This window comes from Bacillota bacterium (assembly GCA_018333655.1).
GTDB lineage: Bacteria > Bacillota > UBA994 > UBA994 > UBA994 > BS524.
This window is the reverse complement of the sequence record JAGXTJ010000010.1, coordinates 20,006-33,523: the sequence shown is the minus strand read 5'-3', so window position 1 is coordinate 33,523 and position 13,518 is coordinate 20,006. Positions and strand designations below refer to the sequence as shown.

General features: G+C 55.4%; 10 protein-coding genes. All 10 read right to left on the bottom strand.

Annotation, left to right across the window (positions count from 1 at the left end; translation table 11 throughout):
* The 10 genes from KGZ92_02455 to KGZ92_02410 all read right to left on the bottom strand — a co-directional run bounded on the left by KGZ92_02455 (position 1) and on the right by KGZ92_02410 (position 13,447).
* On the bottom strand, positions 1-1,050 hold the full coding sequence (locus tag KGZ92_02455) for a polysaccharide pyruvyl transferase family protein (protein ID MBS3888148.1): 1,050 nt from the start codon (positions 1,048-1,050) through the stop codon (positions 1-3).
* A complete protein-coding gene (locus KGZ92_02450) occupies positions 1,047-2,207 on the bottom strand; it encodes a glycosyltransferase (protein ID MBS3888147.1) in 1,161 nt (386 codons plus the stop codon). Before KGZ92_02450 ends, KGZ92_02455 begins: the two co-directional genes overlap by 4 nt.
* On the bottom strand, positions 2,204-3,307 hold the full coding sequence (locus KGZ92_02445) for a glycosyltransferase (GenBank protein ID MBS3888146.1): 1,104 nt from the start codon (positions 3,305-3,307) through the stop codon (positions 2,204-2,206). Before KGZ92_02445 ends, KGZ92_02450 begins: the two co-directional genes overlap by 4 nt.
* The gene (locus KGZ92_02440; protein ID MBS3888145.1) at positions 3,304-5,190 is read right to left on the bottom strand and encodes a hypothetical protein; all 1,887 of its coding nucleotides are present in this window, start codon (positions 5,188-5,190) and stop codon (positions 3,304-3,306) included. The genes KGZ92_02445 and KGZ92_02440 overlap by 4 nt, the downstream gene beginning before the upstream one ends.
* A 12-nt stretch (positions 5,191-5,202) precedes the next feature.
* Positions 5,203-5,892, bottom strand: a complete 690-nt coding sequence (locus KGZ92_02435; GenBank protein ID MBS3888144.1) for a DUF2993 domain-containing protein — start codon at positions 5,890-5,892, stop codon at positions 5,203-5,205.
* A gap of 100 nt (positions 5,893-5,992) precedes the next feature.
* On the bottom strand, positions 5,993-7,045 hold the full coding sequence (gene prfB, locus KGZ92_02430; protein ID MBS3888143.1) for a peptide chain release factor 2: 1,053 nt from the start codon (positions 7,043-7,045) through the stop codon (positions 5,993-5,995).
* Between the two features lie 67 nt (positions 7,046-7,112).
* Positions 7,113-9,767 carry a preprotein translocase subunit SecA gene (gene secA / locus KGZ92_02425; protein ID MBS3888142.1) on the bottom strand — a complete coding sequence of 885 codons (2,655 nt, stop codon included), beginning with the start codon at positions 9,765-9,767 and terminating at the stop codon, positions 7,113-7,115.
* A gap of 62 nt (positions 9,768-9,829) precedes the next feature.
* On the bottom strand, positions 9,830-11,125 hold the full coding sequence (locus KGZ92_02420) for an HD-GYP domain-containing protein (protein ID MBS3888141.1): 1,296 nt from the start codon (positions 11,123-11,125) through the stop codon (positions 9,830-9,832).
* Positions 11,126-11,324: 199 nt separating this feature from the next.
* Positions 11,325-11,954, bottom strand: coding sequence for a hypothetical protein (locus KGZ92_02415; protein ID MBS3888140.1), 630 nt, complete (start codon positions 11,952-11,954; stop codon positions 11,325-11,327).
* Positions 11,955-12,259: 305 nt separating this feature from the next.
* Positions 12,260-13,447 carry a hypothetical protein gene (locus KGZ92_02410; GenBank protein MBS3888139.1) on the bottom strand — a complete coding sequence of 396 codons (1,188 nt, stop codon included), beginning with the start codon at positions 13,445-13,447 and terminating at the stop codon, positions 12,260-12,262.
* Positions 13,448-13,518: the final 71 nt, after the last annotated feature.

Sequence of the window (13,518 nt, the reverse complement as noted above, 5' to 3'; positions counted from 1 at the left end):
CTACTCCCTCCCCGCTAACTCTAAGGCCCAGGAGACGGCTGCGGCAGCCTTCGCCTTGGCCAGAGGTACTTCTCTTTGTAGGAGCGCTTGGTATTCTGTGCGCCCCTGGTAAACTTCACTTACCGTGTCAAAGAAGCGATCTCCCGAAAAATGCACTCCCCAAGGCACGACAGCAGTTTGTAGACCCAGGCTAGAAAAAAAAGCAAGTATCTTGGGGTCGTAGGCGAGCCCCACTATGGGTGTCAGCACCCCGGCCGCCAAAATGGCCGCATGTAGGCGCATGGCAATTACTAGTTCGGCTGAAGCCAGTAAGGTGCGTAATTCCGTCAAAGTGAGCTTGGCTAGTGCCTGCCCCCCGGTGTGCGCGGCGCAGCGCAGGGCGAGGGCATAGTCGTCGGGATAATGCATGGGCACGAAGATATACTCTATGTCCAGCGCATGCTTAAGTCGTGTGAGTACCTGTAAGAGCTGTTCTTCCTCTGCCAAGTAATATCGCGAGGGGCGTAAAGCCACAACCACTCGCCTAGGCACCACATGGCGCTCCCCTGCCGGCAGCAAGAGGGCGGGGTCGGCCACAAGACGTGGGCGAGCCCGCCGCACGAAAGCCATGGAGGCCTCGTCGCGCAGTGTGACGAGGTGGGCGGTCAAAGGGACTAAGTAGCGCACGGCCAATCTAGCGCTGACGCTTCTTAGAGGGCCAATACCCTGCGCGTGAAACACCACGCGGCAGCCACAGAGGCGCGCCACGAGGGCGCGAGACAGCCAAAAGGGGACAATACGCCGCTCGCCATCCTGCAGCAGGCTACCCCCTCCTAAGAGAACGAGATCCCCCCGCTGTAAATGGCGGGCGTAGCTGGTAAGACCCCCTAGTCCTGGCTCTATCGGCAAAGACGTGACTTGGTGCAGACGCGCTGTCTCCTCTGGCTGCCAAGAAAAAACTAGGGGGTCGGCCACCCCCGCCTGACGCCAGGCGGCCAGTGTGCCTGCCAAAATGGCTTCGTCACCTAAATTACCCGCGCCAATAAAGGCCATAATAAATGTTCTCGTCATAGCCCTAAACCTTTCATGTAGTCAAGGAGCAGGTCAACCTTCGCTGCCCATGAATTATCCATGGCTACCTGCTGGCGCTTCGCCTTTAATTCCGCGCTTTCATGGCAGGCAGTTTCTAGTGCCGCCACCAAGTCCGAGGCTGAAGTCACAGGGTAGACTAACTCCCCCCAACGGGTGAGCTCTGGGATATCCGCAACAAGCACCGGCTTACCGGCGGCGAAGTACTCATAGAGCTTGATGGGATTAACGCTTATCGTCAGTTCATTGGTTTTAAAGGGAACAAGGGCCACATCAAAGTCGGCCAAGATAGGAGGCAACTCAGCAAAGGGTATAAAACCAGGCAAGAACACATTGCCCGGAAAACGAGGCAGCTCTACAGAGCCTTCGCGCGGCCCCGCCAAGTAAAACGACCAGTGGGGCGCCAGCTCCGCCGCCCTAGCGATGAGCTCTAAGTCCACCCAGGCACCAATGCCGCCATAAAATCCTGCTACTAGGCCACTAAGTCCGGTCGCGCCTGACTTGCCGCCGGCTGCATCGGAAAAATGCTCCACTGCCGCTCCATTCCCAATCAGTAGCGCCTTCGGATGGTATTTTTGGCACCGTGCAAAGAGCACTTGTGCCGTAGCTACTACTCCTCTCGCCCGCCGCAAGAGATCATACTCTAGCTCCTGTACCACTTCTTTCTGCCACAGGGAGGAATACTGACTAAAGGCCGCATGGTCATCGACACACTCATAAAGCAGCGGCATAGTGCCGGGGAAGTCGGCCGTGCCAGGCAAGTGCGTAATTACTAGGCCTGCGGGCCAGTCTAGGCGGCGAAGAGCGGTCATGATACTGCGCTCTAAAAGCGTCTGGTTAAGCTTATTGACCGCACGAAAGCGGTAACCTGCTGGCATGATGGGGGGCGGCGTGAGGACGGCTAAGTTCTCTTCTAGGGGCAGTAGTCTGCCAAAGTGAAACTTTAGAAGGAGCTTGAGCTTTTTCAGTGGCGAAAGCCAGGTAATGGCCGGCTCGACGAAGAGCACACGCTCACCACGCGAGGCGAAGTGCCGCGCCAAGTGGTGGGGACGCCCAACTAAGCCCTGCCAGGGAGTGGCGCTAAAGATGACTATCGTTCGCCTGCTGACTATCGCGCCGTCGACGCCTTTGGCCATCATAAGCCACCTCCCCACTTTTTATAGAGAGCCAGTGTTTTAAGCGTCATGGCCTCTGCCGTGCCGTTCTCCATAAACCATTGTCGACCGAGGGTGGCGCGACGCACTGCTGCCGCCTTATCGGCCAGACAGGCGACTAGGGCCTCGCCTAGAGCCTCTGGACTATTTTTGGGGACCAAAAGGGCAGTTTTGTCGTCCTCCACTACTTCGGGGATACCCCCCACGCGCGTGGCGACGACCGGAACATGGGCGGCCAAGGCCTCTAAGAGCACTATGGGTAGGCCCTCCATGTCTGAAGACATAACAAAGGCATCGGCACTACTAAGCATGGCTCTAGCATCAGTCCGGTAACCTACAAAGAACAGCCTCTTTTCTAGACCGAGAGACTGTGCTAGGGCACGCATGGCCCCCTCTTCTGGTCCCTCGCCGACCAGCACCAAGCTGGCCTCAGGAAACGCGGCCAGCACTTGACTCATGGCTCTAATGAGCACATCAAACCGTTTAACAGGCACGAAGCGCCCTACAGCGCACAGCACCGGCCCTGACCCCAGTGCGAAGCGGAGTCGCAGGTCAATTTTTTCCCCCTGCCACGGGGCTATGCCATTATGGACCACGGCAATACGGCTAGGTGAGACGCCGCGCATGGTGAAAGAGTCTCTTAAGTGGTGCGAGACGGCGATAAAGTAATCGGTAAAAAACCAAGTGAGCCTGTCCACAAGGGAAAACCAAGTGTTGTGCCAGGCCTTGTTGTAATCGAGGTCGCTATAGCTATGCACGGTCGTGACGACGCATTGAATGCCAGCCAGCCTTGCCGCCAGGCGCCCGTAAAGGTTAGCTCTGCCGCCATGGGTATGCACAAGGTTGGGTTTTTCAGCCTTTAAAAGTTGATGGAGCCGCTGAAAGAGCTTGTAAGACATCATGCGACTCACGCCTAAGCAAGTGGTAGGAACGCCCACCGCCATGGCTTCCTGTTCTAGCAAGCCATGGGTAAACACAATTAAAGAAGCGTCGCATCCCGCGGCCCGGAGATGCGGCAGTAGGGTCACGAGGTGGCTCTTGCCGCCACCCGTTTCTCCCCCGCCATTAATATGCACCACCTTCATCGTTTGACTGCCCTCCCCGCGAGGACTACGTAGCGGGCGATGAGCTGCCGTAAAACGACTATGGCCAGTACTCCTAAGATGGCCCCTATCCACAGCCCATGAAAGACTCGGAGCAAGGAATGCGCGAGGGGAGTGCGCAAATGCATAAAGGTGTTGACGATAGAGACTTGAGCAATAGCAGCCACCACTAGCCCGCCCTCAAAGACTAAGCGCGAAAGCCGGCTGCGAAAATAGAGAATGACTAGTAGCACAGGGTGGATAAGTATTTCTTTAAAACGGGGACGAGCGATGAGCACTTCCTCTAGCCAGAAGCGCAGCTCGAGCTCAAACTGACTGATGGAGTGCACATGCCCCGAACGCCAGATAAAAACGGCTAGTGCCCAGGCCAGGAGCATTAAAAGGAGGGCCGCCCCAAGGAGCCCCACTCGTCTAATTTCATCTTTTACTTCGCCAAAGAGCTGTCTTAGCCTTGGCAGAAAGAGCAGCGCCGCCAAAATTACCAGCGGAGCCGCATACTGCAGCTTGACCCCGCGAAAGTAACGAAACTCAGCTATAAAGTAGTAGTCACTTAGGTAGCTGGCGACCAGAAGCCCGAGCCCGAGCGAGGTGCCATTAATGAGGAGAAAGCTCTTCCACCACAACTTCTCGTCTTTCCACAGGGCGAGCCCCGCGAAACTGGCTAGAATGGCCCCGACAAGTGCTACTGCCAGTCGCACTTCGACGCTCCAGGGGGTCAGCAGCAAAACTTGCCCGAGCGCAACCCCGGCCATGCCGAGTGCTCCAAGGATAGGCGGAAATTTAAACTTACGCACTAAGGCGACGCCGATGAGGGCGATGCCTAGGCCCACCAAGTAAAACTGCCAGGGCGAGGGGTAAAACCTTGTAAAAGCCTCGGCCGAGCCCAAGGTAAAACCCGCCTTCTGAAGACTAGCGGCCAAGAGACGCACATATTCGACATTGTAGGCGATGTCTGGCTCACGATAAAACGGTCGCATGTAGATGGCACGCACATTGTATTCTTTTACGGAGCCTAACCAGCGGTCGGTCATGCTGTAAGGCGTGACGAGGGGGTTGTTGGTCTCAATACGCGAAGGACGAAAGGCACGAATGATGCGGCTCTCGTCGGTTAAAATGCCCTCCACCCCTACCAAGGGAACGTAGCCGCGCAGGGTATCGTGCCGCTGTAACCAGTACAGCCTTAAATTTCTCTCGCTAATAACTTCTTTGAGTTTATCCACGCCCGACAAGTCTTCAGCCAAGCGGTTGCCGGTGAACATCACCCCTGCCACGTCGCGCGAAGTAAGGTAGGCGGCCATTTCGCGCACGGAGCTACCTGTGTAAGGCGAAAACACGGGCAAAAACGCCAGCCCTACCTCGTCAATAGCCGCGAGGAGGGTAGGCGAAAAACCAAGGCTGGCCCGTCGCAGCCTTTCAAAAGGGATTTCCGTATAGACTACGGGACCAAAAATGGTCACCTCAAGACCAGGCGAAAGTTCTTCGATCAGCCTCGTAATGGGTTCCTGCAGGGCCGGAACTTTTACATGCACTAGGGATTGGGTAGGCAAGGGGCGACGCAAACCTAAGGCTTCTGCGTACAGGGCGGCATCGGCCCCCGCAGCCTTTATCACTACATCACCAAGTAGCGCCTTGTCGCGCAGAGGAACAACATGGCTGGCGATGCCGTAAAGACCTGCCTCCTTAAGCTGGCGCAGGTACAGCGTCAAGTCAAGAGACTTCTCGCGGGAGCGATAGTACAAGTCGGTGCCATCCATAAAGAGCGCGACTTGCTTATTCTGTCGCTCCACCTGGTGCCGCTCCCCGAGTATGGTCACAGTACTGAGAACAATGACGATTAAAAGCAGAACAGTTAGTCGGCGGACCATGCACAACACCTTTCAACGCAAGACACGAGCCACCACAATGAGCTGGCCCGGTTCCATTTTAACATCCAAGAGCTCAAGCGGCATAGGTGCCGCAGCTAAATCTATATGAAACTGCGTATCCTGCATGACGGCGTTTACTAAGGCCGCAGGGAGCGGAGCGCCGAGAATTTCTACCCCTTCTGGGACAAAGGCAATCTTATCTTGGCCCACGGCCACAAATTTACCCTGCACAGCGATATCTACTTTGGCGTTAAGAAGGGGCACCTGCCCGAGCACCGTCACCCTTCCTGCATGGAGCTGTATGCGCCAACCCCGCAGCTCGGGGATACGCTCCCACAAGAGTTTGCTTAACTCACCCTCTTCTACCACCACGCGCACCTGCATCTGGCCCTCGTTACGAAAACGCACTTCGCGCTTCATGAGTAGCTCACGCATGTTGACGGCAACATTCTCGGCGACTAGGGCGTACTGATTGGCTACCAGACCCCCTAGGCTCACGTTCTTGGCTTCGATTTCAATCTGCTCAAATTGGCCGAGCAATAGCCTTAGCGAAGGGTAGCTGGCCAGCCGCACAGAAACATCGGCCCCCAGGGTACGATAGAGGCCCATTTCGATTCCGCGGGCGATAAGATGCGGCGCTAGAAAAGTAACTACCGACAGTACAAAAGCTACGAGCAACATCCAGAGCAAGGTTTTCTTCATACTCTTCCTCCCGTTCTAGACAATCCAAACTACTCCCTATTGCTGGTGTAGCACCTGAAGTCAGACCAAGGTGTCAAGTACCTGCTGGCTTATGCCTGTGTCAGCGTTTGGCCTGCCAGCGCAGAAAAGCATCAATGAAGGGGTCTAGTGCGCCATCCATAACGCCCTGCACATTGCCCGTTTCTTCGCCCGTGCGGTGGTCTTTGACCATGTTGTAGGGATGAAAGACATAAGAGCGTATCTGATTGCCCCAGGCGATCTCCCCGATATCGCCCCGTAGCCGATCAATCTCCTTTTGCTGCTCTTCGAGCCTCCGCTCCATAAGTTTGCCGCGCAGCATGCGCATTGCAGTGGCTTTATTGTTTAGCTGGGAACGTTCGTTCTGGCACTGCACGACGATATTAGTAGGCAGATGAGTGATGCGCACCGCCGAGTCAGTTTTGTTGACATTCTGTCCCCCCGCCCCGCTGCTCCGATAAGTATCTATGCGCAAGTCTTCAGGGTCAATTTCGAGTGCTTCTTCTTCGTCAATCACGGGCAAAACAGATACCGAGGCAAAAGAGGTGTGCCTGCGCCCGGAGGAGTCGAAAGGTGAGAGCCTAACAAGGCGATGAACGCCCTTCTCGGCATGCAGGTAGCCGTAAGCAAACTCGCCCTTCACGAGCAGGGAGACACTTTTTAGCCCCGCCTCGTCTCCGGCCAAGTAGTCAAGTACTTCCACTCCGAAACCACGTTTTTCCGCATAGCGGATGTACATACGCATGAGCATGGAGGCCCAGTCTTGCGAATCTACACCGCCCGCGCCAGGGTGCAGCTCAACTATGCAGTGGTTTCTGGCATAGGGTCCGGCTAGTAAAAGACGCAACTCAAGTTCTGTAAGCTGCCCTTCGAGAGCGGTGAGGCGAAGCGGCACACCCTCTAGCGCCGCGGTGTCCTCTAGCTCCTCGGCGAGGGCAATCAGCTCGCCTACATCGACCGCCTCGTCCTTAAGTGTCTGCCAGGCGCGCACTTCGTTTTGCAGCGCACTTAGCTCAGCGAGTGTCTTTTGCGCGGAAGATACATCTGCCCAAAAATCAAGCGCGGAAGTAAGTTCTGCTAAAGCCCCGATGCGTTGCTGCTTGTGCGGTAGGTCAAAGAGACCCCCGCAAACTATCTGCCCAAAGTGCCATTTTTGCGGCCTGCGCCCGTAACTCTGCCGTGTTTAACAAGGGTACCCCTCCTTACGACTCACGTCCACAACATTTCTTGTACTTCTTGCCACTACCACAGGGGCAGGGGTCATTACGCCCTAGCAGCTTGCTATCGCGAGGCGCGGCTTGTGGGGCAGGGCTCGCCGTGGGGCGTACCTTGACCACAGGGGCGGCTTGCGGTTCGCCGACGACTTGCACGCGGAAGACATAGCGCACCACATCCTGCTTAATTTCGGCAATCATCTGCTGAAACATTTCGTAGGATTCGAGCTTGTATTCCACCAGCGGGTCCTTTTGTCCGTACGCACGTAGGCCAATGCCTTGGCGCAGCTCCTCCATATTGTCGAGGTGGCTCATCCACTTGGTGTCCACCATGCGTAGCAGCACCACCCGCTTGAGGTCGTTAAACAGCTCCGCGCCAACTTCGCTTTGCCGGCGCGCTAAGGCTGCTAGGCAGAGCTCATTAATCTCATCGCGCAGGCCATGGCGGGTAAACTGTCGCCATGTTTCGGGGTCTAGCTCCCCTAAGGGCACAAACTCTTCCATGGCTGCCTGTAGACCGGTGACATCCCACTCTTCGGGATAGGTCTTGTCGGGGATGTAGGCCACAAGGGCCATGTCTATTATTTCGCCAAACATCGCTTCGACCACGCCGTCCAGCTGCCCACTTAAAGCCTCGCGGCGCTGACGGTAGATAATCGTGCGCTGCTTGTTTAATACATCGTCGTACTCCAGCACATGCTTGCGCAAGTCAAAGTTGCGGCTTTCCACGCGCTTTTGCGCGCGCTCTATGGCGCCCGAAAGCAGCGAGTGCTCAATCGGCATGTCGTCTTCCATGCCTAGCTTATCCATTAAGTTAAGCATGGTCTCGCCCCCAAAGAGGCGCATAAGATCGTCTTCCAGAGAGATAAAGAACTGCGATGAGCCGGGGTCGCCTTGGCGGCCGGCGCGGCCCCGCAACTGATTATCTATGCGGCGAGCCTCGTGGCGCTCCGTGCCAATAATGTGCAGGCCACCCAGTCTGACCACCTCTTCGTGCTCGGCCTGCGTCATAGTTTGACGTGCCGCTAGGTCGGAGAGGTAGCGCTCGCGCAGGGCGAGTGATTCGGGGTCTTGGCGCAGAAAGAGATCGACTAGGGCCTCTGGCGCCACACCAGCAGCAATAAGCGCCTGCCGAGTCAAAAACTCGGCATTGCCCCCGAGAATAATATCGGTGCCGCGCCCCGCCATGTTCGTGGCGATGGTAACTGTGCCCTTGCGCCCGCCCTGTGCGACAATTTCGGCCTCGCGCTCATGGTGCTTGGCATTTAGCACTTGGTGGGTGATGCGACGCTTTTTAAGCATTTCACTCAGCCACTCCGATTTTTCGATGGAGACAGTGCCCACTAGCACTGGCTGCCCCGTGGCGTGGCGGGCGATAATGTCTTCGATGACGGCGTTATACTTGGCCTTCTCGGTCTTGTAGACCACATCTGCCATGTCTTTGCGTATCATGGGGCGGTTGGTCGGCAAAACAACTACGTCCATTTTATAGATATGGCGAAATTCTTCTTCCTCGGTTACAGCGGTGCCTGTCATGCCAGAGATCTTGGTATACATGCGAAAATAATTCTGGAAGGTGATGCTGGCTAGAGTCTGGCTCTCTTTTTCGATGGTCACGCCTTCTTTAGCCTCAATGGCTTGGTGCAGCCCCGCGCTGTAACGGCGCCCATACATCAGGCGGCCTGTGAACTCGTCGACAATAATTACTTCGTCGTCTTTCACCACATAGTCGCGGTCGAGCTTCATCAGCGCTTTGGCGCGTATGGCCTGGTTGAGATGATGCTGCAGGGAGATATTGTTGTTATCAAAGAGGTTCTCCACGCCAAAAGCCTTCTCCGTCTTGTGCACGGCCACTTCGGTCGGGGTCACCGTCTTCATTTTCTCGTCCACGGTGTAGTCTATGTCTTCGCGAAAGGTGCGCACTAGGCGGGCAAAGCGGTGGTAGAGGTCGGTCGACTGCTCCCCCTGCCCCGAAATAATCAGCGGGGTGCGCGCCTCATCAATAAGTATGCTGTCTACTTCGTCGACGATGGCATGATGAAGCTCACGCTGCACCATGTGCGCGGGGTCGTGCACCATGTTGTCGCGCAGGTAGTCAAAGCCAAATTCGTTATTGGTGCCGTAGGTGATATCGGCGGCATAAGCGCGTTTTCTGGCCGCAAAGTCAATCCCATGCACAATAAGCCCCACTTCAAGGCCCAAGAAGTGATAAATCTGCCCCATCCACTCACTGTGCAGACGGGCGAGGTAGTCGTTAACGGTTATAACATGCACACCCTTGCCCTGCAGGGCATTGAGGTAGGCAGGAAGAGTGGCGACTAGAGTCTTGCCTTCGCCTGTCTTCATTTCGGCGATACGCCCTTGGTGCAAAACCATGCCGCCGAGCAGCTGCACGTCAAAATGCCGCTGGCCGATAACACGCCGGCTCGCCTCGCGCACTGCCGCAAATGCTTCTGGCAGCAGGCTGTCTAAAGTCGCGCCGCCCTGCAGGCGCGCGCGAAATTCCCCTGTCTTAGCGCGTAAGGCAGTGTCAGACAAAGCGACAAATTTCGGCTCAAGAGAGTTTATATCGGCTACTACTTTTTCTAGACGCTTAATCTCACGCGCATTGGAGTCAAACAAGTTCTTGATAAACCCCAGCATAATTTTCCTCCTAACAAAACAGGCTTTCACTCGGAAAGCCATGCACACCTGTGTTTATTGTATCACTGCAAGGAAACCCCCGCAAGAGAACTGAGGTTCACGGCGGCGGCCTCGCGCGTGTACTCGGCTATGTCGTCATAGCTCCTTAAGGCCCCGACAAAAGTTTCCACGACCTCGGGGTCAAACTGGCTGCCGCTACAGTGGCGCAATTCTTGTAGCGCCTCAGGTAGGGTGCGCGGGTCTTGGTAACTGCGCACAGAGGTCATGGCGTCAAAGGCGTCGGCCACGGCGATAATACGCGCCCCAAGCGGTATGGTCTCGCCCGCGAGCTGGCTTGGGTAGCCTTCCCCACTAAAATGCTCGTGGTGATGGCGTATGTAGTCGGCGCCCTCCTTTAAGTAAGCTATTTTGAGGACAATATCCGCGCCTAGCGAGGGGTGGTTGTTTATTTCTGCGCGCTCCGCCTGCGACAGGCGGCCGTCCTTGGTAAGAACGTGGTCTCGCACGCCTATTTTGCCAATATCGTGCAGCAAGGCCGTAAAGTACATTTGCTCGAGCTTATCGCCCTGCCAGCCCATGCGGCGGGCAATATCGACCGCATAGATGCCCACCCGCCCAGAGTGCCCCCGCGTGTAAGTGTCTTTGGCGTCGATGGCCTGCGCTAGGGCCTGCACTGTCTCTAAGTAGTGCTGGCGCATATCGCGGTAGAGTTTAAGCGACATGCGGGCGAGGAATAGCGGCAGCAGGGAGAGTATGACCCCCACGTAGCCCACATGGATGTAGAGCACCGCCGTGAGTACGGCGAGAGGGGCAGTAACCACATAGGCAAGACCACCGCTACCTAGCATAAGCCGAAGCACTTTCACTAACCCCACCCGTTCAGACAAACTGACCGCAACGCCAGTGAGCAAAGCGTTGACAAGTAGTAAAGCCAACACACCCACAACAACACTCGCGCCAAAAATCATGTCCACTTCCCGAGCACTTCCGCCAACGTATGCATAAGCGGCCCCTGCAGCTGCTCCAGAAACTGCCACTTGCGCGAAATTGAAGAGATTTCGCAACAAGGGCTTACCACCCATAATCTCCTTTACATTGAGACTACTCAGTGCACCGACCCAAGCCGCCACCTGCACATCAAAAAGTAATGCCACCGTTATGATGGGAACATAACTAACGGAAATGGTAGATTTGCCAAGCAGCGCTTCAATCGATAAAGCCTCGAAAAGCATGGCAATCACGCCGAAAACAACTATCGCCGTAACTTCCGCAGGGCTCTCCGGCAGACCAAGTCCAATGAGGAGAATGACACCGAGAGCAATGACCGTATATACATAGAGCCGCAGTTTTAATGTCAAGAAGTCACCTGCTTTCGATAAAAAAAGGGGGGGGCGGAGGATTTACCACTTCCATACGCCAGCAACGCCCATTAGACGTGTAAGCACATTAACCATCTTTTTCACAAAAAAACCCCCTTCGCTCGGTTCTCTGCCCCGCTCCGCTAGTAGGGTACAGGAGACCGCTCCGCTCGAAGAGTGATTTTCGCCCCCCCAAACTCTAACTCATTAATTGCCCAAAGCGGCGATTGACCGCCGAGAGCGTAGCCCGCACCACAGCTTCTTTCGCTTCTCCCCTCACAAAGGTAGACCCGACGAGGGTTTCTTCCCCAGAAGGGGTGACGATGCTTAGGCCTACGACCACTACTTCGCCCCGCGCAAAATTAAGCTGCGTGACGTCTTCCACGACAAAGTCGACCATGCCGGAAAGCAACTTCTTTAAGGCAGCTAAAGTGGCGCCGGCGACTAAACGCCCTTGGTTCTGGCGCGAGGCCGGACCGCTTACTGCCACTTCGGCTATTTTTTCTCCCAAAGCGAGGCTGACTGCCACTTCGGCTGTGCCTTTATGTAGTTTGTAGCTTATGCCGTGCAAGGTGACGCGCTCTTCGCCCGTCTCCTGCTCTTTGGCAAACTGCACGACGCTAATGCGCTTGTGGTCGATATTGATACCGAGCTTGACGAGGAGCAAGGTCTCGATGTCGCGCACAATTTGGCGAGGGTTACGCTTGTCGTCGCTTAGGACGTGTAGCTCTACAATCTCTCCTTGGTCATTAAACACTACCCGGTTTGACTGCACCCCCTGCAAAGAGGCGACCCATTCTTCGACTAATGCTGCCTTATCTCTCTCCACTCGACATCCTCCTACCACTCCGCTACTAGTTAAATTCCACGCCATGGACGCAGTTCCTTGTGGATATTTTGCATATTTCTACAATGTTTTTTCGCTAAGTCGTTTCCCAATCATCGACACGAAGAAGGAACTTTTATTAACCACAGAGTACACAGAGAAAAGCAAGAGGCAGGAGGCAAGAAGCAGGAAGTAAGAAATAAGAGACAAGAGGCAAGAAGTAAGACGCAAAACTAAGAAGCAAGAGAGAAGAAGGAACGTTTATTAACCACAGAGTACACAGAGTAAGAAAGAGAGGAACAAGGAGTTTATTTAGGGGGACGAGATGGTTCTATTTTTCTCTCTTTTGCACGCCTTTGTGTACTCTGTGGTTGGAATCGCGACTGCGACACCGGGGACGGTCTTTCGAGCAATTCAACCACGGCCCACATCCCACCGCAGACTAGAGAGTGCCCACCGAGAATTACGGGAATGGCGCACTCGGCGGCAGCCTGGGTGAACTCCCTTAAGTAGGGGTCATTTATCTCGTCGTAGCGACCTAAGTCGGAAAGAAAGCGATCCGCCTCGCTCACTTTAAGCTTGCTATGGGCGAAGATGACGCGCGTGTCTATAAAACAGACGTCACAAGTCTGACTTAAGTAAGAGAAAAACTTCTCTGGGCCGGTTGTTTCAAGAAAGTACCCGATTAGACTTCTTACCTGCCCGCGCTCTACTCGGCCTAAGGCCTTCATGCCGCGCTCCTCGGAAAATACCCGCAGCCTGACAAAGGTGCGGCTATTGATATGCGCCATGATCTGCGGGCTGACACGCCCGATGAGCCCCATCTCCACATGGGTTTCCGCGAGACGAGAAAGAGCCGCCATAAGCCGCTTCGTATCCCAGTTCTGGGCCTGGAGTGCTGCCGTAACGAATGGGCCATTGCCAGGCAGAAGAGACATTAAGAGGGCGTCGGTCGGGGTATCTAGGTCAAAGTGCACGCCGAGGGAATGGGGCAGCAGCTCACGCACTAGACCCGCCTGGTCGCGTAGCAAGGTAGCGAGACCATTGTCTTCGGCAGGAGGCATAATCCTGAAGATGGCGTCTGCAGGGGCAAAAGCAGTAAGATCCGCCGACTGTGGGTTGTTGGTAATCACTATGCCCTGCTCTTGTTGCAGCTTGTCGGCCATGACGTTATACTCGGCCACCGTAAGGTAGGGCGCGGCCGCACCACCTAGGGAGATAACTGCCTCGGCACCGGTGTCGCGCACTATCTTCTGCAGTTCTCGCCCATAGTGAAACACGCCTTCTGGCCTATGAATTATGGCTCCTAGTATGCGGGCCTCTGCCGCTAGGGCGGGATAATTAGTCGACAGCACTATGCTTGCTACCGCGGCTACAGAGCTAAGCTTAGTGATGGTGTCAAGCACCACCGCTGCCCGCACCGCAGCCAAGTCGCGCACCACCGGGTGGGCGGGGCTTCCGCCTTCAAATATAACGGCCACGACCTTTTTTGGCACAAAAATCGCCCCTGTCTCTGACATTTTCTCTAAAAAGCACCCCCGCCTAGGCGAGGGTGCTTTTTTCTCAG

Excerpts from the sequence above, each read along its gene's own strand:
- KGZ92_02455 (MBS3888148.1), bottom strand. The coding sequence starts at position 1,050 with ATGACGAGAACATTTATTATGGCCTTTATTGGCGCGGGTAATTTAGGT.
- KGZ92_02435 (MBS3888144.1), bottom strand. The coding sequence starts at position 5,892 with ATGAAGAAAACCTTGCTCTGGATGTTGCTCGTAGCTTTTGTACTGTCG.
- KGZ92_02440 (MBS3888145.1), bottom strand. The coding sequence starts at position 5,190 with ATGGTCCGCCGACTAACTGTTCTGCTTTTAATCGTCATTGTTCTCAGT.
- secA (MBS3888142.1), bottom strand. The coding sequence starts at position 9,767 with ATGCTGGGGTTTATCAAGAACTTGTTTGACTCCAATGCGCGTGAGATT.
- KGZ92_02445 (MBS3888146.1), bottom strand. The coding sequence starts at position 3,307 with ATGAAGGTGGTGCATATTAATGGCGGGGGAGAAACGGGTGGCGGCAAG.
- KGZ92_02450 (MBS3888147.1), bottom strand. The coding sequence starts at position 2,207 with ATGATGGCCAAAGGCGTCGACGGCGCGATAGTCAGCAGGCGAACGATA.